Consider the following 24,071-nt stretch of genomic DNA (forward strand, 5'->3'; position numbering starts at 1 on the left):
TCGGGCTTTGGCGATAATTAGCCGACATGCCACATGCTGAGACATGCCTGGACGCGCACGGAGCCGCTACACGACCTACCTGGTGTCCATGACCCCGGAGCGATCCGGCCGTCGCGGCCGGTCGGGTCCCAAACCCGCTCCCGCGGTCTACGCGGTCATGAAGCCCAATGCCGAGGCGGCGATCGAGGCGGTCCGCGCCCTGGCCGAGGGGCCCATGGTGGTCGCTGTCGTAGGCAGCCTCTCCACCCGGGTCTCCAAGGGCCTGAAGCTGAAGCCTGGAGAGCCGCGTCTCGTCTGACGAGCCGGCCTCAATCCACCGCGAGCCGGTAGCCGACGCCCCGCACAGTCTGCAGGAAGACCGGGTTGGCGGGATCGACCTCGGTCTTGCGGCGCAGGCGGTTGATCTGCACGTCGACGGTGCGCTCCGCGGCGGCGCCCCCGGGGCCGGCGAGCTGCTCCCGCTCGACATTGGCGCCGCCGGCCGCGGCCAGGATGGTCAGGATCTCGCGCTCGCGCTCGGTGATGCGGATCAGCGCGTCGTCCCGGCGCAATTCGCCCCGGTCGATGCGGAACGCGAACGGCCCGAAGGTCACGGCCTCGGCCGCCGCCTCGCGCGGGCCGACGCTGCGCTTGATGATGTTGTTGAGCCGCAGGGTCAGCTCCCGGGGCTCGAACGGCTTGGGCAGGTAATCGTCGGCGCCGATCTCCAGGCCCATCACCCGGTCGTTCGGGTTGGAGCGGGCGGTGAGCATCAGGATCGGCACCCGGGAGGTCTCGCGGACGCTGCGGGCGTAGTCGAAGCCGTTCTCGCCGGGCATCATCACGTCGAGCACCATCGCGTCGAACACGACGCTCTGGGCCCGGGCCCGGGCCTCGGCGGCGCTGGCCGCCACGGTGACGCGAAACCCCTGGTCGGTCAGGTAGCGGGCGAGCAATTCGCGCAGGCGCCGGTCGTCGTCGACCACGAGGACGTGCGGCGCCGTGTCGGGCAGGTCGGCCCGGGGGGCGGCCGTCACGCGTCGCCACCCGCGCTGGATCCGCGCCGGGCCATCAGGCGCCGCACCGCCGCGCGATCCTCCGGCTCGATCATCGCCATCAGGAAATCCTCCGGGGAGCCCAGCGCGTCCGGGGCGGCGAGCGCCCGGGCGAGGCGGCGGGCCTGGACCCGGGTGAGGTCGGCGGCCAGCTCCGCACCGGACGGCGTGCAATACAGCAGGCGCTGGCGCCGGTCGCTCGGGCCGGTCTTCTGCGCGACGTAGCCCTGGCCGATCAGGTCCTTCAGCACCCGGTTGAGGCTCTGCTTGGTGATCCGCAGGATGTCGAGCAATTCCGCGATGGTCAGACCCGGATAGCGGTCGACGAAATGCAGCACCCGGTGATGCGCCCGGCCGAAGCCGTAGGCGGCCAGAATCCGGTCGGGATCGCCGACGAAATCCCGGTAGGCGAAGAACAGGAGCTCGATCAGGTCGTCGCTGCCGAGGCCATGCGCCGGAGCCGCCGCGACGCCGTCGGCCCGGCGGGGTGCGGGGTTCGGCGTGACAGGACTCGGCGTGACAGGACTCGCCGTGACAGGACTTGGCGTGGCGGGACCGGGCGCGGCAGTGAGCCCGGAGACGCCGAGGCCGTCGCGCTGTGCCGATGAGGTCACGGGGGGCAGGCCGTCACGTGGGGACCGTCCGGATGGCAAGAAGGTCAGTCCCGCTGACATGTCTCAGCGCCGCCCGGGAGCGTCAAGCCCGAGGACGCCCGCGCGCGAGACAGCCATGCCGGACCGATCCGGGGCTTGCCGGCCGCCGCTCCGGGTCCGATACCGGACCGGGCCGATACCGGGACCCGAGGGGAACAGCATGAGCGACGCCGACGCACGGGCCCGCCGGGTCTGGATCCGCGATCCGCTGGCCATCCTGGCGGAGGAGGCCGGGGGCGGCATCGTGGTTGCGGGCAGCCGGATCGTCGAGCGCGTCGCCGTCGGAGCCCAGCCGGCCGCCCCGGTGGACGAGACCTTCGACGCCTCGCGCCACGTGGTCATCCCGGGCCTCATCAACACCCATCACCACGCGTTCCAGACCCTGACGCGGGCGCACCCGATCGCGATCAACAAGCCGCTGTTTCCGTGGCTGAAGGCGCTCTACACGGTCTGGGGCCGGATCACCCCGGAGGCGTTCCGGCTCGCCAACCGGGTGGCCTATACCGAGCTGCTGCTGTCGGGCTGCACCACGGCGGGCGACCACCATTACCTGTTCCCGAAGGGGCTGGAGCAGTCGGTCGACATCCAGGTCGAGGAGGCGCGCAGCCTCGGGATCCGCGCCGCCATCACCCGCGGCTCGATGAGCCTGTCCGATCGCGAGGGCGGCCTGCCCCCCGAGACGTTGACGCAGGACGACGACACGATCCTGGCCGATTGTGAGCGGGTGCTGAACCTGTTCCACGACCCGGCTCCCGGGGCGATGGTGCAGGTCGGGCTGGCGCCCTGCTCGCCCTTCGCGGTGACGAAGCGGCTGATGCGCGAGAGCGCGGCGCTCGCCGACCGGCACGGCTGCCGCCTGCACACCCATCTCGGTGAGACGCTGGACGAGGACCAGTTCTGCCTGTCGATGTTCGGCTGCCGTCCGGTGGATTACCTCGAGGAGGTCGGCTGGATGAGCGACCGGGTCTGGCTCGCCCACGGCATCCATTTCAACGATGCCGAGGTCGCCCGGCTCGGCAAGGCCGGGGTCGGCGTCTGCCATTGCCCGACCTCGAACATGACCCTCGCGTCCGGCCATTGCCGCACCTGCGAGCTGGAGGCGGCGGGCTCCCCGGTGGGCCTCGGCGTCGACGGCTCGGCCTCCAACGACAGCTCGAACCTGATGGAGGGGGTGCGCCACGCGCTGATGCTGAACCGGCTCACCTACGGAGCCGAGACCGTGACCCATCTCGATGCGCTCCGCTGGGCCACCGAGGGCTCGGCCGCCTGCCTGGGCCGCTCCGATATCGGCCGGATCGAGCCGGGCCGCGAGGCCGACCTCGCCCTGTTCACCCTGGACGAGTTGCGCTTCTCCGGCGCCCACGATCCGCTGGCCGCCCTGGTCCTGTGCGGCGCGACCCGGGCCGACCGGGTGATGGTGGCGGGTCAATGGCGGGTGATCGACGGCCAGCCGCTCGGTGTCGATGCGGTCCGCCTGCGGGAGGACCATTCGCGGCTGGCGAAGGCGTTGTTCGGAGTGGGGTGAGGCTCGAAGGATCCGGATTCAAAAGGTCCGGGACCTTTTGCGGGTGCAGGGTGGAACCCTGCCCGGTCTCGGTGAGACTTGAAGGCTGCGGCCGAGGGACCAAACTTCATCACCCAGACCCTGGGCCAACCGGCAGGCTTCGAAGACGTGGCGGTGAAGTTTCCCCACACGCGCGACCTCGCTCAAGGCGCTGATCTCGACTGATGTTTCTGCTCGTCGCGAGACCTCGTGAGGGCCTTCTCAGTAAACCGAGCCAGCTCAGCTGAAAAAGTGTGATTTGAAGCGGTAACCCAGTCCTTCTGCCTGGAAGGGGCTACCGGATTCACACCTCGCCGAATGAGGCTCGGGTCCCCTCTCCCGTGCGGGAGAGGGGGCGCGTCGCGCCTACACGAACCGATGTGTGAACATCGTAGCCCGCAGAAAGGCGGCCCGAGCGCTCCGGCTCAGAACAACCCGTCGATCTGCCCGTCGGCATCCAGGCGGATCGTGTCGGCGGCCGGGACCCGGGGCAGGCCGGGCATGGTCATGATCTCCCCGCAGATCGCCACCACGAAGCCCGCGCCCGCCGAGAGGCGGACGTCGCGCACGCCGACGATGTGGCCCTCGGGGGCGCCCATCAGGCTCGGGTCGGTGGAGAACGAGTACTGGGTCTTGGCCATGCAGATCGGCAGGTGGCCGTAGCCGTCCTTCTCGAAGGTGGCGAGCTTGCCCGCGGCCTTGGTCTCGATCTGGATGTCGGCGGCGCCGTACAGCTTGGTGGCGATCGCCCGGATCTTGTCGGTGAGCGGCGCCTCGGTCTCGTAGGCGTAGCGGATCGGGGCGGGCTCGGCGGCGGCGAGCTGCACCACGGCCCGGGCGAGATCCTCGGCGCCGGCGCCGCCCTCGGCCCAGTGGCGGCAGGTGATCGCCTCGACGTCCAGCCGCTCGCGGCACAGCTCCTTGAGCCGGGCATGCTCGGCATCGGTGTCGGCGTAGAAGTGGTTGACCGCCACCACCACGGGCAGGCCGAAGCCGCGCAGGTTGGTCACGTGCCGGGCGAGGTTGGCGAACCCCTTCTCCAGGGCGCCGATATTCTCGCCGCCGAGGCTCTTCTTGTCGACGCCGCCATGCATCTTGAGAGCGCGGATCGTGGCCACCACCACGACCGCCGAGGGCGTCAGGCCGGCCTGCCGGCACTTGATGTCCAGGAACTTCTCCGCGCCGAGATCGGCGCCGAACCCGGCCTCGGTCACGGTGTAGTCGGCGAGCCGCAGGCCGGCCCGGGTCGCGATCACCGAGTTGCAGCCATGGGCGATGTTGGCGAAGGGGCCGCCATGGATCAGCGCCGGGTTGCCCTCCAGCGTCTGCACCAGGTTCGGCTGCAGGGCGTCCTTGAGCAGCACCGTCATGGCACCGGTGGCCTTCACGTCCTTCAGGGTGACGAGCTTGCGGTCGCGGGTCTCGGCGATGACGATCCGTCCGAGGCGCTCCTCCAGGTCGGCGAGGTCCTTGGCGAGGCAGAACACCGCCATCACCTCGGAGGCGACGGTGATGTCGAACCCGTCCTCCCGGGGGAAGCCGTTGGCGACGCCGCCGAGCGACTGGGTGATCTGGCGCAGGGCCCGGTCGTTCATGTCGACGACGCGGCGCCAATGGATGCGGCGCACGTCGATGTTGAGCTCGTTGGCCCAGTAGACATGGTTGTCGATCAGCGCGGCCGCGAGGCTGTGGGCCGAGGTGATGGCGTGGAAATCGCCGGTGAAGTGCAGGTTGATCTGCTCCATCGGCACGACCTGCGCCTTGCCGCCGCCGGCCGCCCCGCCCTTCATGCCGAAGCAGGGGCCGAGCGAGGGCTCGCGCAGGCAGATCATGGTCTTCTCGCCGATGCGGTTCAGCGCGTCGCCGAGGCCCACCGTGGTGGTGGTCTTGCCCTCGCCCGCCGGGGTCGGCGAGATCGCCGTCACCAGCACGAGCTTGCCGGGCGCCTTGCCCTCGAGCCCGGCGATGTAGCCGTGGTCGAGCTTGGCGATGTGCTTGCCGTAATTGTGCAGCGCCGCATCCGGGATGCCGAGCTTCTCGGCGACCTGCGCGATCGGCTTGAGCGTCGCCGCGCGGGCGATCTCGATATCTGAGGGCATGGGCGTTCCTCCCTGGCTCCGCGGGCACGGCGCCCGCCCACCCGTCGACTGTTATCGTACGGGGATCTTGCCTCACGATGACGTGTCGCGCCGGTCTCGCACGGGCGCGGACGCACGGCGAGGCCGCCCCGCGAGCAGCGGCAGCACTGTGCGTCAAACCGGACGGAAATGCCCGTCGATTTTTATGAGCCGGCCGACAAATTACTCTTGCCGCGCCGGAGAGGATGCGGCCCGGAGGGGTTTCAGCCCCCGGACTTCTTGGCCTTGTCGGCGGCGCCCGGCGCCTCGTGCGGCTGCGGCGCGCCCTTAGGCAGTTCCGGGTTCTCGGCGTTGTGCGGCACGGCGACCGGAGCCGGCGTGGTCTCGGCGGTGGCGGTGGGCTTCTCGGTGTCGGGCAGGCCGTCCTTGAGCTTCTCGTTGATCTGCGCGAGGTCGTCCGGCTCGGGGTTCAGGTCCTTGGCGTGCTGCCACTGGAACTTGCCCTCGAGGCGCCGGCCCGCCCGCCAATAGGCGTCGCCGAGGTGGTCGTTGATGGTCGGGTCGCCGGGCTTCAGCTCGACCGCCTTCTCCAGCTCGCGCACCGCATCGTCCCAGCGGCCGAGGCGGTAATAGGCCCAGCCCAAGCTGTCGACGATCATGCCGTCCCGGGGGCTGGCATCGGCGGCCTGCTGCAGCAGCTTGAACGCCTCGTCGATGTTGATCTTCTGGTCGACCCAGGAATAGCCGAGGTAGTTCATCACCTGCGCCTTGGCGGCCGGCTGGCTCGCCGGCACCAGGGACAGGGCCTTCTTCAGGTCGGCCTCGGCCTTGGGCCATTGCTTGGCGCGCTCGTAGGCGGTGCCGCGGAAGTAGAAGGTCGTCCAGTAATTCGACAGCGGCCGGTCGCCGATCAGCGCGATGGCGCGGGAATAGGTGGCGGCCGCCTCCTCGTACTTCTTGCGCGCCCGCTGGACGTTCCCCAGCGCGGTGATCACGTCGATGTCGTCGGGATGCGCCTTCATGGCGGCGTCGAGATGGGCGAGCGCCTCGTCGCCCTTGCCCATCTGCTCGAGGTTGAGGCCGATCTGGATGTCGGCGTTGAGCTTGAGCGGCGAGGTCGCGGGGATCTGCGCGTAGGCCTCGTTGGCCCGCTCGGTCTGCTTCATCCGGTCGAGGGTGTCGGCGAGCGTCAGCCGGGCGAGGGCGTGGTCCGGGGCGAGGTAGAGCGCCAGCCGCAGGTAGATCACCGCGGGCAGCTCGTCGCCCTGCGTCGAGCCCGCCGAGCCGAGCCCGTACAGCACCTCGGCGGCGCCCTCCTGGGCGGTGCCGATCAGCCGGGTCAGGGGCTTGCCGTCCTTCAGCTTGTCCAGGGCGTCGCGCACCAGCGGGTGGCGCGGCGAGAGCTGGTCGAAGTCGGAATAGGCCTGGATCGCCAGGTCGGTGCGGCCGAGGCTGGCCTCGAGCCGGGCATAGGCGTCGACGATGCGCAGGGTGTTGCGGTCGGCCTCGTAGGCGGCCTTGAGGCGGCGCTCGGCCTCGGCGTTGTCGCCGATCACCGAGGCGATCAGGCCGGCATGGTAGTCGCGGAAGGTGTTGTAGTAGCGCTCGCCCCGGAGCTTGTTGACCGTCTCCAGCGCCTTCTTGCCGTCGCCCGCGCCGGCATAGGACCAGGCGGTCAGCAGGGTCGCGGTCAGGTCGGTGGCCGCACCGCGGCCGCTGCGGGAAAAATTCTGGCGGGCGGCGGCCCACTGGCCGGCCTTGATCTGGCGCACCCCGAGGGAGAGGTTGGCGAGCCCGTTGGTGGGATCGCGCGCGATCAGCTTCTCGGCGGCCCGGAACGCATCCGGCAGGGCGCCGTCGGCCAAGAGCGAGATGAAGGCGCGCTCGACCAGCTCGGCATTGCGCGGATCGGCCTTGACCGCCTCCCGGTAGAAGGTCGCCGCCGCCGCCGTGTCCCGGGACGCGCCCGCGATGTAGGCGGACAGGAAGTTGCCCTCCAGGGATTCCGCGGGCTCGTAATCCAGCACCGGGCTCGATTCCCGCGGCTGTGCGGCAAGCACGGTCTGCGGCAGACCGGCGGCGAGCAGCAGGGCGAGCGCCGAGACGCTCCGGCGGGCGCGTGTTGTCATCATGAACCGGTCGCGGCTCCTGGGCGCCGGCCAGCCAAGGGGCCGGGCGCGAGAATGGCGGGTTATCCCCGTGAAAAACGCCGGGGACACTGAACCCATCCCGCCAGCCCCGCAAGGCGAAAGGATGGCGCCGCGCCCTCCCGGCCCGACGCCCTCACATATTCGGATAGTTCGGCCCGCCCGGCCCCTCCGGGGTCACCCAATCGATGTTCTGGTTCGGGTCCTTGATATCGCAGGTCTTGCAGTGGACGCAGTTCTGCGCGTTGATCTGGTAGCGCACGCCGTCGCTGGCGGCGGCGTCCTCCACCCATTCGTAGACACCGGCCGGGCAGTAGCGGGCCGAGGGGCCGCCGTAGACGTCGTGCTCGGAGCGCTTCTGGAGCTCCATGTCGCGGACCTTGAGGTGCGGCGGCTGGTCCTCCTCGTGGTTGGTGTTCGAGAGATAGACCGAGGAGAGCCGGTCGAAGGTCAGCTTGCCGTCGGGCTTCGGGTAGGTGATCGGCGTCACCTCCGAGAGCGGCTTGAGGCAGGCATGGTCCGGCTTGCCGTGCTTGAGCGTGCCGAACGGCGAGGCGCCGAGCAGGCTGGTGGCCCACATGTCGACCCCGCCGAGGCCGACGCCCACCAGGGTGCCGTAGCGCGACCAGAGCGGCTTGACGTTGCGCACGGCCTTGAGGTCCTGCCCGATCGGGCTGTCGCGCCAGCCGGCCTCGTAGGCGGTGAGCTCGTCGCCGGCCCGGCCGGCCTTCAGGGCGTCCGCGATGGCGTCGGCCGCCTGCATCCCGGACAGGATCGCGTTGTGCGAGCCCTTGATCCGCGGCACGTTGACGAAGCCGGCCGAGCAGCCGACCAGGCAGCCGCCCGGGAAGACGAGCTTGGGCACCGATTGCCAGCCGCCCTCCATGATGGCGCGCGCCCCGTAGCCGATCCGCTTGGCGCCCACGAAGGTCTCGGCGATCATCGGGTGGGTCTTGAACCGCTGGAACTCCTCGAACGGCGACAGGGTCGGGTTCTCGTAGTTCAGGTGCGTGACGAAGCCGACCGAGAGCAGGTTGTCGTCGAAATGGTAGAGCCAGGAGCCGCCGCCGGCCTTGTTGGGCAGGGGCCAGCCCATCGTGTGGCGCACCAGCCCCGGCTCGAAGGTGGAATCCGGCAGCTGCCAGAGCTCCTTCACGCCGAGCCCGTATTTCTGGTGGTCGCTGTGCCGGTTGAGGGCAAAGCGCTGGACCAGCCCCTTGGTCAGGTTGCCCCGGGCGCCCTCGCCGAACACCGTATACTTGCCGCGCAGCTCCATGCCGCGGGTGTAGTCGTCGCGCGGCTCGCCCGACCTGCCGATCCCGAGATCGCCCGTGGCGATGCCCGCCACCGCGCCGGACTCGTCGAACAGCACCTCGGAGGCCGGGAAGCCCGGATAGATCTCGACGCCGAGCGCCTCGGCCTGGACGCCCAGATACTTGCAGGTGTTCGACAGCGAGCCGACGAAATTGCCGTGGTTCGACATGAGCTTGGGGAAGAACACGTTCGGCAGGGTGATGCCGCTGTTCTTGGTGAGCATCATGAACTCGTCGCGCTGGACCTCGGTCTTCAGCGGCCGCTCCGGATCGGTGCGCCAGTCCGGCAGCAGCCGGTCGAGGCCGATCGGGTCGATCACCGCGCCCGACAGGATATGGGCGCCGACCTCCGAGCCCTTCTCGACCACGACGACGGAGATTTCCTCGCCGATCTCGGCGGCGCGCTGCTTCAGGCGGATCGCGGTGGCGAGCCCGGCCGGGCCGGCGCCGACCACGACCACGTCGAAATCCATGCTTTCGCGTTCGGGCAGCGCCATCGTCGAGCCTCCTGTTTTCTTGTCGATTGGCCCGATCCGTTGCCGGATCGGCATTGCGTGCTGCCGTCTCAAGCGATTCCAGACTGGAAAGGCAAGCTGCCGGAGCCCGGACTTGAGCGAAAGCTCCCCTATGCCGCATGGGTGGGGAATGCGGACGGGTTCGGGGCGACTCAGCGGTAACGGGCATGCGCGGCACGGCGTCCGGGGCCGCGCCGTTCGGTCACGCAAGTCCTTGCCGTCGAGCGGGTTTCAAGAGTTGTCCACAGGCATCGAGCGCCCCACATGCTGATCAGCATGCCGAGCCCCAACGACGCGCAAGCCGACCTCATCGCCTATCTCGACTTCCACGTGGAGGCCGGCGCGGACGCGGCCCTCGACGAGCAGCCGCACGACCGGTTCGGCGAGGCCGACACGCCGGCCCCGACCCTGCGGGCGCCCCGGCGCCAAGCCGCAGCGCCCCGGCCCGTTGCCCAGTCCAATTCCCTCGTGCCGCCCCCGGGCTCGCCCCCGCCGGCAGCCCCGGCCCGGACCTTCGGGCGCGCGGCGAGCGCCCAGCCGGACGAGGCGGCGAGCGATGCGCGAGCCCGGGCGCGCGAGGCCAAGAGCCTCGCCGAGCTGGAAAAGATCCTGGCGGATTTCGACGCCTGCCCGCTGCGCTTCACCGCCAAGAACTTGGTCTTCGCCGACGGCAACCCCGAGGCGCGGGTGATGTTCTTGGGCGAGGCGCCGGGGGCCGACGAGGACCGGATCGGCAAGCCGTTCATGGGCCGGTCGGGCCAGCTCCTCGACAAGATGATGGCGGCGATCGGCCTCGACCGGACCAGCGCCTATATCGGCAACATCGTGCCCTGGCGGCCTCCGGGCAACCGCAACCCGACCCCCCAGGAGGTGGCGGTGTGCCGACCTTTCGTGGAACGCCAGATCGAGCTGGTCGACCCGGAGGTGATCGTCTGCCTCGGTGCACCGGCGACCCAGACCCTGACCGGCACCAAGGACGGCATCCTGCGCACCCGCGGCCGGCTGTTCCCCTACAAGCTGCCGACCCGCGAGGCGAAGCTGCTCGCCACGCTCCACCCGGCCTTCCTGCTGCGCCAGCCGGTGCAGAAGCGCCTGGCCTGGCGGGATTTCCGGGCCCTGCGCGCCTTGCTCGACGGAAAAGCTTGACCATGGCCGCGGAACCGGGCGTTCCCTCCCGTCATTAGAGCTTCGTCCCGAACGGTGTCTGCCGGCTTTCGGACATAGGCGATGCACAGGTAGGAACCGTGCCCTGCCGGAACCGGTGGGCGCGGCATCAGGACGGGACCATGCGCTGGGACGATCTACGCAGCTCCGACAACGTCGAAGACCGCCGCGGCGAGGGTGGCGGCGGTGGCATGGGCTTCCCGGGCGGCGGCGCCGGCGGTCTCGGGATCGGCACCATCGTGGTGCTGATGATCATCGGCTACTTCACCGGCATCAACCCGGCGATCCTGATCGGGGGCGCGCAGCAGATCGGCGGACGCGGCCATCAGGAACAGCAGGCCGACCCGCAGACGCAGGCCAGGCGTCGCCAGGCGCCCACGGATGAGAGCGGGCGGTTCGCCTCGAAGATCCTGGGCAACACCGAGGACGTGTGGAGTCAGATCCTGCCGCAGCAGACCGGCAAGCAATACACCCCGACGACCCTGGTGCTCTACACCGGCGGCACCCGCTCGGGCTGCGGCTCGGCCCAGGCCGCCATGGGGCCGTTCTACTGCCCGCTCGACAAGAAAGTTTATCTCGACACCGGCTTCTTCAAGGAGATGGCGATCAAGTTCGGCGTGAAGGGTGACTTCGCCTACGCCTACGTCATCGCCCACGAAGTCGGCCACCACGTCCAGGACGTGCTCGGGATCCTCGGCAAGGTCCAGGCTCGCCAGCAGCAGGCCTCCAGCAAGGCCGAGGCGAACGCCCTGTCGGTGCGGATCGAGCTGATGGCCGATTGCCTCGCCGGCGTCTGGGCCAAGAACTCCAACGATAAGTACGCCGAGCTCGAGCAGGGCGATATCGACGAGGCCCTGAACGCGGCCGCCCAGATCGGCGACGATTCGCTCCAGAAGCGCTCGCAGGGCTACGTGGTGCCGGATTCCTTCACCCACGGTTCCTCGGCGCAGCGCCAGCGCTGGTTCAGTGCCGGCTTCAAGAGTGGCCAGACCAAGGCCTGCGACACGTTCCGGACGGCGAACAACTGAGACGGAACCGGCCGGTGGTCCATCCGTCATTGCGAGCGTAGCGAAGCAACCTAGGGATCCGCGATGATCTGAGGGCCCGCGCTACACTGGGTTGCTTCGCTACGCTCGCAATGACGCTGCGAGCTGAACAGTCCCTCAGCGCTCGCTCAGCCGCTTCGCGTTGGCCTGGACCTTCCGGCGGTAACTGCGGATCACCTTGCTGTTGGAGGCGCCGGAGGCGACCATCAGGGCCGCTTCGCTCGCCGCCATGATCTTCTCCGTGACCATGCGCTGCGCCTCGAGCTGCGCGGCCGGGCCGCCCACCGCGAACATCGCCATGCGCTGGGCGATCACCCCCTGCGCTTCCAGCCCCAGCATGGCCATGTCCAGGCTCGTCTTCCACCAACCGAACAGCATCGTGTTCCTCGTCTCAAGGGCCGCGGCCCGAAAGGTGTTTGCCGGCTTCTAGGGAAGGATGATGCCCAACCGAAGGCGTCGCACCGGGCAACGGCCCAGCCGGCGCTCGGCTCCCGATACCGGAGCTGCGTTGCATGAAGCAGCCGAAAGCCCGCGATCCCGGCTCCGTCTTTGCGCCGTCTCGATCCATGCCGTAAGCGGCCCGGAGCGATCTCCCCCGGGACACAGTCACCAGCCTTCATGATACGCCTGGACAAAATCACCAAGCAGAACGGGCGGCAGCTCGTCTTCATCGAGGCCTCGGCCGCCCTCCAGCGGGGCGAGAAGGTCGGGCTCGTGGGGCCCAACGGGGCCGGCAAGACCACCCTGTTCCGGATGATCATCGGCCAGGAGCAGCCCGACGAGGGCCAGGTCTCCGCCGACCGGGGCATCACCATCGGGTATTTCAGCCAGGATGTCGGCGAGATGTCCGGCCGCAGCGTGGTCACCGAGGTGATGGACGGCGCCGGCCCGGTGAGCGCGGTGGCCGCGGAGCTCGCCGAGCTCGGCGCGGCGCTGGCCGACCCGGACCGCGCCGACGAGATGGATGCCCTGGTCGAGCGCTACGGCGAGGTCCAGGCCCGGTTCGAGGAGCTCGACGGCTATGCCCTGGAAGGCCGGGCCCGCGAGGTGCTGGACGGCCTCAGCTTCAGCCAGGAGATGATGGAGGGCGATGTCGGCGCCCTCTCGGGGGGCTGGAAGATGCGCGTGGCGCTCGCCCGCATCCTCCTGATGCGCCCGGACGTGATGCTGCTGGACGAGCCCTCGAACCACCTCGACATCGAGAGCCTGATCTGGCTCGAATCGTTCCTGAAGGCCTATGACGGCGCCCTGCTCATGACCTCGCACGACCGCGAGTTCATGAACCGCATCGTCACCAAGGTGATCGAGATCGACGGTGGCGCGCTCACCACCTTCTCGGGCGATTACGCCTTCTACGAGGGCCAGCGGAAGCTGAACGAGGCCCAGCAGCAGGCGCAGTTCGAGCGCCAGCAGGCGATGCTCGCCAAGGAGATCGCCTTCATCGAGCGGTTCAAGGCCCGGGCCTCCCACGCCGCCCAGGTGCAGAGCCGGGTGAAGAAGCTCGACAAGATCGAGCGCGTCGAGCCGCCCCGGCGGCGGCAATCCGTGGCCTTCGAGTTCCAGCCGGCGCCGCGCTCGGGCGACGACGTCGTGATGCTCAAGGGCGTGCACAAGCGCTACGGCAGCCGCACGATCTACGAGGGGCTCGACTTCTCGGTGCGCCGCAAGGAGCGCTGGTGCGTGATGGGCATCAACGGCGCCGGCAAGTCGACGCTCCTGAAGCTCGTCACCGGCACCACCGAGCCGGATGACGGCTCGGTCACGGTCGGCGGCAGCGTCAAGCTCGGCTACTTCGCCCAGCACGCCATGGACCTGCTCGACGGCGACCGCACCGTGTTCCAGACCCTGGAGGAGGCGTTCCCGCAGGCGGGCCAGGGTTCGCTCCGGGCGCTGGCCGGCTGCTTCGGCTTCTCGGGCGACGACGTCGAGAAGCGCTGCCGGGTGCTCTCGGGCGGCGAGAAGGCCCGGCTGGTGATGGCCCTGATGCTCTACGACCCGCCGAACTTCTTGGTGCTCGACGAGCCGACCAACCACCTCGACATGGGCACCAAGGAGATGCTGATCGCGGCGCTCGGCGCCTACGAGGGCACGATGCTGTTCGTCTCGCACGACCGGCACTTCCTGGCGGCCCTGTCCAACCGGGTGCTGGAGGTGACCCCGGAGGGCATCCACCAGTATGGCGGCGGCTACACCGAATACGTGGCCCGCACCGGCCAGGAGGCGCCGGGGCTGCGCAGCTGAGGGCCTTCGGGCGCGACCTTAAGGCCTCACGCCGGCGCAGGATCCGACGCTAAGCTGGCGTGGATTGGGCCGGGGCAAAGACGCCGTGCGACGCCTGCTGAAGTTCCTGCACACGATGGGCGCCGCCGGCGTGTTGGGCGCGATGGCGTCCCTGGTCGTGATGCTGGCCCTCGCCCCGGCGCCGGCCGCCCTCCCCGGCTACGCCGCGATCCGGGGCGCCATGGGGGCCGTCGCCACCTGGGTGTTCCTGCCGTCGCTCGCCGTGACCCTGCTGTCGGGGCTGCTGGCGATGGCGCTCAACCGCGGCTACCTCAACGCCGGCTGGGCATGGGTGAAGCTCGCCACCGGCGTCCTGATGTTCGAGGGCGGCCTGGTCTACGTGCAGGGCCCGATGAAGCGCGAGGCCGAGCAGAGCGCCCGGGCATTGGCCGGTCTCCTCGATCCCACCGCCTTGGCGGCCTCGCTCGAGGGTGAGCGCGGGACACTCTGGGTGCTGCTCGCAGTGGCCACCGCGAACGTCGTGCTTGGGATTTGGCGCCCGCGAATCCTGCGGATCCCGCAATAGAGCCAGGTCGGAGAGGACCGGCGACGCCTGCTCCTTCAGCTTGAGGTCCGAAACCGGCAGGGCTCCAGATCTCCCCCTCTCCTGAGGCGTCGGGCGCTCGAAGACCGTTCGGGCTCGGAGAAGGTTTTCGGGGATCGCACGGTGGGCCGGAGGCCTCCTGCAAGGCCGCTGACGCGGCACCTCAGGGTCAGGGAGTTGGGTGGGAGAGACCGTTCTTCTCCTCGCAGGAGCATGCGGGGACGAACGGACTTCCGGAAAAATATGCCGGCTATGGAAATTACTTTCCGATGCAAAATCCCGAGAACAGCCGGTCCAGGACGTCCTCGACACCGACATGACCGGCGACCTCGCCGAGGGACCGGACGGCGAGCCGCAGGTCCTCGGCGGCGAGCTCGGGCAGGGCCCCCTCCCCTGCGAGCAACCGGTCGAGATGCCTGACGCAGCCTTCGAGCGCCGCCCGGTGGCGGGCTCGGGTCACCAGCGCGTCGCCGGTTCCGAGCCCCGCCTGAGCCTCGGCCTGGATTGCGTCGAGCAAGGCCTCCAAGCCGGCGCCGGTCCGTGCCGAGACGGCGATCGCCCCCGCGGGCGACGGCTCTAATGAGCCGGCAAATAGATCGGCCTTGGTGTGCACGGTCAGCGTTCGAATTGCGGACGCGCCAAGATCCGGCGTGGTCCCGTGCGGCGGGACGACGGCCAGGATCAGATCGGCCGCGTCGATCCGGGCGCGGCTGCGGCGGATGCCTTCCGCCTCCACCGGCTCGGCGGTGTCGCGCAGTCCCGCGGTATCGACGAGGAATACCGGGAGGCCGCCGAGATCCAGGCGCACCTCAATCGCGTCCCGAGTGGTCCCGGGCATATCGGACACGATCGCCACGTCCCGCCGGCTGAGGGCATTGAGCAGGGTGGACTTTCCGGCATTCGGCTCGCCGGCCAGGACGACGAAAAAACCTTCGCGCAGGCGCTCGCCCCGACGGCCATCCTGCAGGGCTTTTGCAATGTCCTGGCGCAGGGCGTCGGCACGGCCGAACAGGGCGGCGTCGAGGCGGGCATCGTCGACATCGCCCTCATCGGCGAAATCGAGGGCGGCTTCGGCTGCGGCGAGGCAGTCGATCGCTTCCTCCCGCCACGCCGCGACCTGGCGGCTGAGCGCGCCGTCGAGCTGGCGCAGGGCCTGGCGGCGTTGTCCCTCGGTTTCGGCGTCGATCAGGTCGGCGACCGCCTCGGCCTCGGCCAGGTCCATTCGGCCGTTGAGCACCGCGCGGCGGGTGAAGGCGCCTGGCCCGGCGGCCCGGCATCCGGGCATCCGGGCCAGGGTGGTGAGGACGCCCATCCGCACCGCCGTGCCGCCATGCAGGTGCAACTCGGCCATGTCCTCGCCGCTATAGGTGTCGGGCCCCGGGAACCACGCGACCAGCGCCCGGTCGAGCTCGGTGCCGTCCGCGGGATCGCGCAAGGTCCGCAATGACAGGCGCCGGGGCGGCGGGAGCGTGCCGCCCAGGGCGACCAGCACGTGCCCCGCCGCCGGGCCGCTCACACGGATCACCGAGACGGCGGCGCGGCCGAAGCCGCTGGCTGGGGCGAAGAGGGTTTCCGTCGCGATCATGGCGTTGGCAGATGTCGGCATCCGCATGGATCCGGAGGGCGCGTTTCACGTGAAACACAGCGTCCCGCCCCTGTAACGATTTCGGCGCGGCCACTCCATCCGCGGTCACGGAATGGCCAAGCTCGGCCATCACCCCAAGCGGCGATGCCCTCAGAAGATCGAATCACGCCATGACGTCCTGGACCCGCCGCGCCGCCTGCCTCGGCGCCCTCACGGCGCCGCTGATCCTGCGACGCGGACATGCGCAGGCCGAGGCAATCGAATCTGCACTCGCGGCGATCGAGAAGCGGCTCGGCGGACGCCTCGGTGTCTCGGCCGGAACGCAGGAGCGCGTCTTCCTGCGCCATCGTGCGGATGAGCTGTTCCCGATGTGCAGCACCTTCAAGGTCCTGGCCGCGGCTTGCGTGCTGGCACGGGTCGATGCGGGCACTGAATCCCTCGACAGGCTCGTCACCTACGGGAACGACGTTCTTCTGAGCTACGCGCCGGTGATCCGGAAGGGCCTGGAGGCCGGCGGCGGCACCGGGCACATGACCGTCGCGGATCTCTGCGCCGCCGCGCTCGAATGGAGCGACAACAGCGCCGCCAACCTGCTGCTGACGGCGCTGGGCGGCCCGCAGGCGCTGACCCTCTGGTTGCGCGGCATCGGCGATACGGTGACCCGCCTCGACCGCAATGAGCCCACCCTGAACACCGCCCTGCAAGGCGACCCGCGCGACACAACCAGCCCGGAGGCGATGCGCGCCACGCTCGCGCGCCTGCTCCTCGGACCGAGCCTGTCGGCGGCCGCGCGCGCGCGGCTGGAAGCCTGGATGGTCGCGTCCCAGACCGGGTTCAAGCGCCTGCGGGCCGGGCTGCCGCCGGATTGGACCGCTGGCGACAAGACCGGCACCGGCGATCACGGCACGGTCAACGACGTCGCGATCCTGCGGCCGCCGGGGCGTGCGCCGATCCTCGCCTGCGTGTACGTCACCGGGGCCCAGGCCCCGACGGAGGTCGTCGAGGCGGCCCATGCGGAGATCGGCCGCCTCGTCGCCGCCCGGGCCGGCGCCGCGTGAGCCGAGACCGAGATGGCGAAGACGCCCGCTAAGACGACCCGAGCGACCCAGGCCCTGGACAGGCTTGGTCTTCGCTACAGCCTGCACGCCTACGATTACGATCCCGAGGCGCCGCGCATCGGCCTTCAGGCCGCGGAGGCGCTGGGTGTCGAGCCCGGCAGGGTCCTGAAGACCCTGATGGCGGCGGTGGACGGAAAGACGGTCTGCCTGCTGGTGGCCTCCGACAAGGAGGTGTCGATGAAGCGGGTGGCGGCAGCCTTTTCCGGCAAGACGGCCGCGATGCTCAAACCCGCGGATGCCGAACGCCTCACCGGCTACCATGTCGGCGGCATCAGTCCGCTCGGACAGAAGCGGGTCTTTCCGACCGCGATCGATGCCGGCTCGCTGTCGAACCCGGTCGCCGAGATCCACATCAATGGTGGCGGGCGCGGCCTGCAGATCCGCCTGACCGAGGGGGATCTGGTGACCGCGCTGTCGGCTCTGGTGGTGGCGCTGGTCTAGGAACGCCGCCCGCGTAAGCCCCTGTTTACCCTGCTCCCGCACCCTGGGCCGGTATCGGGGACGGGTTCGGCATGCAGGCGACGGTGCGGCACGGGATCGGGACGGCGCTCGGCCTCGCTCTGCTGGTCGCCGGGCCTGGCGCCCGCGGGGCGGATCTCGATGGGCCCGGCGGCTACGAAGCCATCACCCGCAGCGGCCCACGCTTCTTCCCGCGCAACGACGGGATCGAGCGCCGGCCCGTCTACGCCATCCGCAGCCGGGCCGTCCCGGTGGGCTGCACGCCCCGTCGCGTGCCGGTGCCGACCAACGCGCCGGACGATCCGAGTTACGTCGGCTCGGAATACGGCCTGTCGCATCCGAGCTATTACGGCTTCACGCCGCCGCTCGGCGTAGACGACCCGTTCGGCCGGTCGCTCCTGCCCTACTGCCCCTGAACCGGCCCAGGCGGCTTTCGCGCCCGCGGATCATGCTCTAGATCGGCGCCCCGCCGCGGAGCCTGACCCGTGTCCGAATCGATCCCCCAGCGTTTCAGCGATCTCGCCTCCCTGCGCCGGAGCGTGGCCGATTGGCGGCGTGCCGGCGAGCGGGTCGTCCTGGTGCCGACCATGGGGGCGCTGCACGAGGGGCATCTCGCCCTTGTGGCCGAGGGCCGGCGGATCGGCCGGCGGGTCGTCGCGAGCATCTTCGTCAACCCGACCCAGTTCGGCCCGAACGAGGATTTCTCGCGCTACCCGCGCGATCTCGAGGCCGACCTGGCACTGCTTGGCCGGGCCGGCGCCGACGCCGCCTGGACGCCCGCCGTGGAGACCATGTACCCGCCGGGCTTCAGCACCCGGATCGATGTCGCGGGCCTGACCGAGGGGCTGTGCGGCCCGTTCCGGCCCGGGCATTTCTCCGGGGTCGCCACGGTGGTGACCAAGCTGCTGAACCAGGTCGGGCCCGACACCGCCCTGTTCGGCGAGAAGGATTTCCAGCAGCTTCGGGTGATCCAGCAGGCGGTGGCCGATCTGGACCTCCCGGTGGAGATCCAGGGTGTGCCGACGGTGCGTGAAGCGGACGGCCTCGCCCTGTCGTCGCGCAACCGCTACCTCTCGCCCGAGGAGCGGACGGTGGCGCCGAGACTCCACGCGGTGCTGGCCGAGATCGCCGCCACGGCCCGAGACGGCACCCCGGTCGCGGCGCCGATCGCCCAGGGTCGCGCCGCCTTGGAGGCCGCGGGCTTCCAGGTGCAGTATCTCGCGGTCTGCGACGCCCGGACCCTGGCACCGGTCGAGCGGGTGGACGGACCCGCCCGGGTTCTCGTCGCCGCGTTCCTCAGCCGGACCCGGCTGATCGACAACGTGGCGGTCTGAAGGGCCGCTCGACCGGTCGTTCCGACCCCCCATCCTGAGGCTCCCTGCGCTCGCATCTCAGGATCGGGGGGAGTCCGGATCGCATCGATCTGACCCCTCGCCGGACCGGCTGCATCGGCAAAGAACCCCCGGCTTCAGAGGGTCGTCGACCTTGTGCGGGTGCCGGGCGGAGCCCTGCAATCCCATCGCCCCGCCGAACCCCGTTGCGTCAGCATCCGGATCGCGCTCATCTGGACCGATCACGCGGCCCCGGTCATCGTGACGTCAATGCCCGCCGCGCCGAGACCCGCCGATGCCGACCCCCTCGCCCGACGTGAGCGACATCGACCGGATCCGCGCCCGCTTGGCCGCCAGCCCGCGCCCGGCCGATCTCGCGGCCCGTCGCGCCCGCGTGGATGCGCTCGGGGCGAACGACCCGCTGCCCGACGATGTCCATGTCCAGCCCACGAAGATACGCGCCCTGCCCGCGGAATGGACCGCCACGCCGGGGGCGGATCGGGACCGGGTGATCCTGTTCCTGCACGGGGGCGGCTACGTCTCCGGGTCGCTGGCGAGCCATCGCCACGTCGTGGCCCAGGCCGGCCGGGAGGCCGGAACGCGCACCCTCGCCCTCGCCTATCGACTTGCGCCCGAGCACCCGTTCCCGGCGGCGATCGGTGATGCCCTGGCCGGCTACCGGTTCCTGCTCGAATCGGGGTTCACGCCCGAGCGCATCGCGCTGGCCGGCGAGAGCGCGGGCGGCGGCCTCGCCGTGGCGGCCATCCTGTCGCTGCGGGAGCGGGGCCTGCCGCTGCCCGGCTGCCTGTGGCTCAGCTCGCCCTGGACCGATCTCGCGCTCACCGGTGGCAGCCTGGACGCCAAGGCGTCGGTCGATCCGCTGATCAGCCGGGCCTACCTCGCCGAGCTGGCGAGCGCCTACCTCAACGGCACCGACCCGCGCGACCCGCTGGTCTCGCCGATCTACGCGGACCTCGCCGGCCTGCCTCCGACGCTGATCCAGGTCGGCTCCGCGGAGACCTTGCTCGACGACGCCTTGCGGCTCGCCGGCGTCGCGGCGGCGGCGGACGTGGCCGTCACGCTGCAGGTCTGGCCGCACATGATCCACGCCTGGCACCTGTTCTACCCGGAGGTGGCGGCCGGGCGGCGGTCGCTGGCGAGCGCGGGGCGCTACATCCGGGCGCAGCTGGACGGGGCGGCCCGGGACTGAGGCGCCGTGTCCGCCGGGCCACGGGCTCGCTGATTCGCGCATTCCCTGCCCGATGTGATTGGCGCGCGCCCGTCAACCTGCTCTGTGCCCGGTGATGGGAATGCGCCGCGCCCCTGCCCTCCTGCTCCTATCGCTGGCGGCTGCCTCGCCCGCCGACGCGGCCGATGACGCGATCGAGGGCATGGCCGGCCCGTATGGCGAGCGCCTGCGCTACGACCCGAAGGGCCTGACGCTCAGCTTCCCCGAGCCGGAGGTGAAGCTCCAGATCGGCGGCCGCCTGCACATCGATGCCGGCGCGGCGCGCTTCAGCCGGCCCGGCCTGGGCGCGACCTTCCCCGACACCGTGGCGGTGCGGCGCTCCTGGATCGAGCCGACGCTCACCATCGGGAAGGATTGGGTCGTCGCCTTCCAGTACGATTTCAGCGACCCGATCCTGCCGATCAACGACGCCTTCGTCGCCTGGAAGGGGCTGCCGGACACGATCCTGACACTCGGCAACATGAAGGTGCCGTTCAGCCTCGAATGGCTGCAGAGCAACAACGACACGCTGTTCGCCGAGCGCTCCCTGGCCAACGCCTTCGTGCCGGACCGGCGCTTCGGCTTCGCGATCGGGCATCACGGGCAGGCCTGGACGGCCGTCGCGAGCGTGTTCGGCGACGCAGCCAGCAACGGCATCACCGGCGACGGGGTGGCGGCTGCGGGCCGTGCCACGGTGGCGCCGATCCTGGAGGAACGCGAGACCCTGCATCTCGGGGTGGCCGGCATCGTCCAGAGCCGCGCCCGGGGCGATGGCGCGTTCAACTTCTCCACCCCGGCCGAGGCATTCCTGTTCGCCCGGCCCTTCGTCGATACCGGTGACCTGCCGGACGCGGCGCGCGTGTCGCGGATCGGCGCGGAGTTCGCCTATCGCAACGGCCCGATCCTGCTGCAGGCGGAGTATATCCACGCCGCCATCGATCGGTTCGCCGGGCCGGGCGGCGCCCTTCCGAGCCTCGGGTTCCAGGGCGGCTATGTCGAGGCCGGCTGGGTGCTGAACGGCGTGGGCCGGGCTTACGCGCTGGTCCCGAAGGGCGGCACGACCTACGCGACGTTCAAGGGCATCCAGCCGCGCGACGACCAGCGGATCTCCCGGGGCGGGATCGGCGTCTTCGAGCTGTCCGCCCGTTACAGTGCCATCGAGCTGAACGCCCGGGGCTTTCGCGGCGGCGCCGAGCGGGACGTGACCCTGGGCCTGAGCTGGTACCCGGAGCCGAACCTGCGCCTGATCGCGAACGTCATCCACGGTCGCGTGCAGCCGGGTGCGGCCCAGTCCGACGCGCTGGGGACCGCGCCCTTCTCGGTCGACACGATCCTGGGGCGTCTGCAGATCTACTGGTGACGGGCGGCGCTCAGACCGCCCGGCGCAGGACCGAGCGGAACGGCCGCCGCTCCGGCTCCGGCTCCACCGGCGGGGGCGGCGGGGCCTCGGGCGGTGCGGCCAGGACCTCGGCGCGCACGGGCCGCGGCGCCGCGAAGGCAGCCCCCTGGCCGTACGGGATGTCGAGGTCGATCAGGTCCGGCACGTCCGCCTCGTCGGTGACGCCGGTCGCGACCAGGCGGATGCCGGCCCGGGCCAAAGCCGGGGCGAGATCCTCGATCGCGATGTCCGACAGGAGCCGCCGGTCCGCCCCCGGACGCAGCAGCATGTCGGCGGGCACCTTGACCTGGCCGACCCCGAGCCCGGCGAGCTGGGCCACGTCGAAGCGTAAATCCTCCGCCCGGTCGAGGCTGAACCCGATCCGGCCGCGCAGGGACAGGAGCAGGCCGCGCTGCCCGCCATCGAGGCCGTTCCAGCTGGCCTGCGGCAGGGCGATCACCAGCCCCGCCAGGGCGGGATCGTCCGCGACCGTGCGCGCCAGCTCCCGCAGCAGGCCGGGCTCGAACAGCGAGAGCGGCGACAGGCCGTAGGTCAGCAGGGTCTCGCTGCCCCGGCGGGCGAGGTGGCGCACCACGATGGAGGCCCGCTGCAGCATGCGCCGGTCGAGCTCGGTGGTGCGGCCGTAGCGCTCCAGCACCGGCAGGAACGCCTCCGGCTCGACGAGGCGGCCGTCGACCCGCAGGCGGGCCAGGGCCTCGTAGGCCGTCACCTTGCGCTGGGGCAGGGTCACCACCGGCTGCAGGTGGATCTCGAGCGCGTCCGCCTCGAAGGCCCGGACGATCTCCGCCTCGCTCTCGACCCAGGGGGCGGGCGCGCGGGCGACGGGACGGGGCGGGATCGGCCGCGGTGCCGGTGCCGGCTCGGGGGGCAGTTCCCGCGTGAGCGGCTGGGCGGCCGGGATCCGCTCACTTGGAGCGGCCGGCGGGATTGGATGCGGACGGCTCGTGAGCGCCGGGCCCTCGGGTTCCGGGGCGGTCTGGGCCTGCGCCGGCTCCGGCACAGCAGCGGGCGGCAGCTCCGGGCGCGGCTCGGGCCGGGCCTTGAGGCTGGCGATCTCGGAATCCTGGGTGCTGACCACCGTGGTCAGGTCACGGACGATGCCGCTGAGCAGCCCGAGCTCGACGGTCAGTTCCTCGACCTCGGCCCGGAGCGCGGCGTCCCCGGCCTCCGGCCGCGGCGGCACGGCGGCGGTCTCGGCCTTCAGCAGGCGCCGGGACAGCAGATCGACCTCGCCGGACAGCTTCTCGCAGCGTGCCTTCAGGGAGGCGGTACGCGCCTGGGCGATGCCGGCCGCGACGGCGGCGAGCCCACCGAGCGCCAGGGCACTCATGAGCGGCGCGAACACCGCCAGCGGCCCGAGCACGACGAGCGCCAGGAGCCCGGCCGCCAACAGCCCCGCGTACCGGCCGAGGACCGGGACCATCGTCAGAACACCTACCAGGGTCACGCACCGGCCGCCGGGGGAAGTCCCGGGATGATTCGGCGGGCGAAGACCGATTCGTCGATCTTTGTCGCCGCGCGGCCCCCACGGCAAGGCGAGGGACGGCGAATTCCGCATTGTGTGGTGCCGGCGCAAGCGGGAACGTTGCGGAATCGCCACGTCCCGGCGGTTTGCGAATGCTCGGAAGAGGGTTGCACTGCGCGCTCATGTGAACGGAAAGAAAAGGCGCCATAAAGCGTGGCTATGACCACAGTGTCTCCAAGCGTTCCGAAGTGCGTTCCGATGCTCCGTTCTTTCCGTCGCGTCGGCTCGTCCGTCGGCGCCCTCGTTCTCGTCTTCGGTGCTGCGCCGACCGTCGCGGCTGATCTCGGGTCGGCATCCTCCCGCTCGGGACCGGTCTTCACGCGGGTCGATCCGAATGCCGTCGATCCCAGCACCTGGATCGTCACGGTCAGCGCCTCGCTCCAGGCGATCCCGCGCTATCCTGGGGCCTCGGATTACACCGCGGTCGGCTATCCCGGGATCGACATCCGCAAGGCCGGCGAGCCGCGCCGCTTCTCGACGCCGGATGACGGATTCAGCGTGTCGGTCTACGACAACCCCATGTTCAGCATCGGGCCGACCGCCCGCATCGTGCCAGGCCGCTATTACGGCGACGACCGGCGCCACCTGCTCGGCTTCCGGGACGCGCGCATCGCCCTCGAGCCCGGGGTGTTCGCGGAGTTCTATCCCTCCCCCTCCATCCGCACGCGCGTGGAGATCCGCCAGGGGGTGTACGGGCATCACGGCACGGTCGGCTCGGTGGCGGCCGACTACCTGATGCCCACGGGCCCGTTCCTGTTCTCGATCGGCCCGCGCCTCAACATCGGCGATGCCAGCTACGCCCGGAAGTATTTCGGCGTGTCGCCGGCCGAGGCCGCGCTCAATGGCCGGGTCGTCCCGTACAATCCCGGCGGGTTCTACTCGGCGGGCGTGCTCGGCGCCGTGACCTACACGCAGAGCGAGACCTGGGCCTACACGGCCTATGCCGGCTACACCCGCATCCTGGGCGCCTCGGGCGACAGCCCGCTGGTGCGGCGCCCGTTCGGCAATCCCGACCAGTACCAGTTCGGCCTCAAGGTCGACTACGCGTTCCGCATGCCGGCGCAGTTCTGACGCTTGCGCCGGCCGTGCTCCGCCCCGACATGCCGGTG

General features: G+C 70.6%; 21 protein-coding genes. 13 read left to right on the forward strand and 8 right to left on the reverse strand.

The window, feature by feature from the left end:
• The first annotated feature begins 43 nt into the window (after nt 1-43).
• Entirely contained in the window at nt 44-298 is a 255-nt protein-coding gene (locus tag WYO_RS13830; RefSeq protein ID WP_007563415.1) for a hypothetical protein, read from the forward strand.
• Between the two features lie 10 nt (nt 299-308).
• Here the strand turns inward: WYO_RS13830 and WYO_RS13835 are convergent, their stop codons facing one another.
• Together WYO_RS13835 and WYO_RS13840 are read right to left on the reverse strand one after the other, a co-directional pair.
• Nucleotides 309-1,016, reverse strand: a complete 708-nt coding sequence (locus WYO_RS13835) for a response regulator transcription factor (RefSeq protein WP_007563416.1) — start codon at nt 1,014-1,016, stop codon at nt 309-311.
• Complete coding sequence (locus WYO_RS13840; RefSeq protein ID WP_128755000.1) at nt 1,013-1,465, reverse strand: MarR family transcriptional regulator; 453 nt, start codon at nt 1,463-1,465, stop codon at nt 1,013-1,015. Before WYO_RS13840 ends, WYO_RS13835 begins: the two co-directional genes overlap by 4 nt.
• A 382-nt stretch (nt 1,466-1,847) precedes the next feature.
• On the opposite strand from WYO_RS13840, the gene WYO_RS13845 reads away from it, so the two are divergent.
• Nucleotides 1,848-3,212 carry an 8-oxoguanine deaminase gene (locus tag WYO_RS13845; protein ID WP_007563418.1) on the forward strand — a complete coding sequence of 455 codons (1,365 nt, stop codon included), beginning with the start codon at nt 1,848-1,850 and terminating at the stop codon, nt 3,210-3,212.
• A 443-nt stretch (nt 3,213-3,655) separates the two neighbouring features.
• Here the strand turns inward: WYO_RS13845 and WYO_RS13850 are convergent, their stop codons facing one another.
• The 3 genes from WYO_RS13850 to WYO_RS13860 all read right to left on the reverse strand — a co-directional run bounded on the left by WYO_RS13850 (nt 3,656) and on the right by WYO_RS13860 (nt 9,265).
• Nucleotides 3,656-5,329, reverse strand: coding sequence for a formate--tetrahydrofolate ligase (locus WYO_RS13850; protein WP_007563419.1), 1,674 nt, complete (start codon nt 5,327-5,329; stop codon nt 3,656-3,658).
• Nucleotides 5,330-5,571: 242 nt separating this feature from the next.
• Nucleotides 5,572-7,440, reverse strand: a complete 1,869-nt coding sequence (locus WYO_RS13855; protein ID WP_007563420.1) for a tetratricopeptide repeat protein — start codon at nt 7,438-7,440, stop codon at nt 5,572-5,574.
• Nucleotides 7,441-7,591: 151 nt separating this feature from the next.
• The gene (locus WYO_RS13860) at nt 7,592-9,265 is read right to left on the reverse strand and encodes an electron transfer flavoprotein-ubiquinone oxidoreductase (protein WP_007563421.1); all 1,674 of its coding nucleotides are present in this window, start codon (nt 9,263-9,265) and stop codon (nt 7,592-7,594) included.
• 282 nt (nt 9,266-9,547) lie between these two features.
• On the opposite strand from WYO_RS13860, the gene WYO_RS13865 reads away from it, so the two are divergent.
• Nucleotides 9,548-10,429 carry a uracil-DNA glycosylase gene (locus WYO_RS13865; protein WP_007563422.1) on the forward strand — a complete coding sequence of 294 codons (882 nt, stop codon included), beginning with the start codon at nt 9,548-9,550 and terminating at the stop codon, nt 10,427-10,429.
• A 140-nt stretch (nt 10,430-10,569) separates the two neighbouring features.
• A complete protein-coding gene (locus tag WYO_RS13870; RefSeq protein WP_007563423.1) occupies nt 10,570-11,475 on the forward strand; it encodes a neutral zinc metallopeptidase in 906 nt (301 codons plus the stop codon).
• 135 nt (nt 11,476-11,610) lie between these two features.
• On the opposite strand, the gene WYO_RS13875 is transcribed toward WYO_RS13870, so the two are convergent.
• The gene (locus WYO_RS13875) at nt 11,611-11,871 is read right to left on the reverse strand and encodes a hypothetical protein (protein ID WP_007563424.1); all 261 of its coding nucleotides are present in this window, start codon (nt 11,869-11,871) and stop codon (nt 11,611-11,613) included.
• Between the two features lie 240 nt (nt 11,872-12,111).
• On the opposite strand from WYO_RS13875, the gene WYO_RS13880 reads away from it, so the two are divergent.
• Nucleotides 12,112-13,734, forward strand: coding sequence for an ABC-F family ATP-binding cassette domain-containing protein (locus tag WYO_RS13880; protein ID WP_007563425.1), 1,623 nt, complete (start codon nt 12,112-12,114; stop codon nt 13,732-13,734).
• Nucleotides 13,735-13,819: 85 nt separating this feature from the next.
• Nucleotides 13,820-14,299: a hypothetical protein gene (locus WYO_RS13885; protein ID WP_007563426.1), complete on the forward strand. Its 480-nt coding sequence runs from the start codon at nt 13,820-13,822 to the stop codon at nt 14,297-14,299.
• Between the two features lie 277 nt (nt 14,300-14,576).
• Here the strand turns inward: WYO_RS13885 and mnmE are convergent, their stop codons facing one another.
• Nucleotides 14,577-15,902, reverse strand: a complete 1,326-nt coding sequence (mnmE, locus tag WYO_RS13890; protein ID WP_039902950.1) for a tRNA uridine-5-carboxymethylaminomethyl(34) synthesis GTPase MnmE — start codon at nt 15,900-15,902, stop codon at nt 14,577-14,579.
• Between the two features lie 170 nt (nt 15,903-16,072).
• Here mnmE and bla point away from each other — a divergent pair, with 170 nt between their 5' ends.
• The 6 genes from bla to WYO_RS13920 all read left to right on the forward strand — a co-directional run bounded on the left by bla (nt 16,073) and on the right by WYO_RS13920 (nt 21,398).
• Nucleotides 16,073-16,960: a class A beta-lactamase gene (gene bla / locus WYO_RS13895; protein ID WP_007563428.1), complete on the forward strand. Its 888-nt coding sequence runs from the start codon at nt 16,073-16,075 to the stop codon at nt 16,958-16,960.
• Nucleotides 16,961-16,972: 12 nt separating this feature from the next.
• A complete protein-coding gene (locus WYO_RS13900; protein WP_007563429.1) occupies nt 16,973-17,461 on the forward strand; it encodes an aminoacyl-tRNA deacylase in 489 nt (162 codons plus the stop codon).
• 71 nt (nt 17,462-17,532) lie between these two features.
• The gene (locus WYO_RS13905; RefSeq protein ID WP_007563430.1) at nt 17,533-17,895 is read left to right on the forward strand and encodes a hypothetical protein; all 363 of its coding nucleotides are present in this window, start codon (nt 17,533-17,535) and stop codon (nt 17,893-17,895) included.
• Between the two features lie 69 nt (nt 17,896-17,964).
• Nucleotides 17,965-18,813 (forward strand): pantoate--beta-alanine ligase, encoded by an 849-nt coding sequence (panC, locus tag WYO_RS13910; RefSeq protein ID WP_007563431.1) that lies wholly within the window; start codon nt 17,965-17,967, stop codon nt 18,811-18,813.
• Nucleotides 18,814-19,105: 292 nt separating this feature from the next.
• Nucleotides 19,106-20,020, forward strand: a complete 915-nt coding sequence (locus WYO_RS13915) for an alpha/beta hydrolase (RefSeq protein WP_007563432.1) — start codon at nt 19,106-19,108, stop codon at nt 20,018-20,020.
• 100 nt (nt 20,021-20,120) lie between these two features.
• Nucleotides 20,121-21,398 carry a porin gene (locus WYO_RS13920; protein WP_244424171.1) on the forward strand — a complete coding sequence of 426 codons (1,278 nt, stop codon included), beginning with the start codon at nt 20,121-20,123 and terminating at the stop codon, nt 21,396-21,398.
• Between the two features lie 10 nt (nt 21,399-21,408).
• Here the strand turns inward: WYO_RS13920 and WYO_RS13925 are convergent, their stop codons facing one another.
• Entirely contained in the window at nt 21,409-22,860 is a 1,452-nt protein-coding gene (locus WYO_RS13925; protein ID WP_007563435.1) for an EAL domain-containing protein, read from the reverse strand.
• Between the two features lie 300 nt (nt 22,861-23,160).
• Between WYO_RS13925 and WYO_RS13930 the strand changes: the two genes are divergently transcribed.
• Nucleotides 23,161-24,033, forward strand: coding sequence for a MipA/OmpV family protein (locus tag WYO_RS13930; protein WP_007563438.1), 873 nt, complete (start codon nt 23,161-23,163; stop codon nt 24,031-24,033).
• Nucleotides 24,034-24,071: the final 38 nt, after the last annotated feature.

Origin of the sequence: Methylobacterium sp. GXF4 (assembly GCF_000272495.1) — a bacterium.
Lineage (GTDB): Bacteria > Pseudomonadota > Alphaproteobacteria > Rhizobiales > Beijerinckiaceae > Methylobacterium > Methylobacterium brachiatum.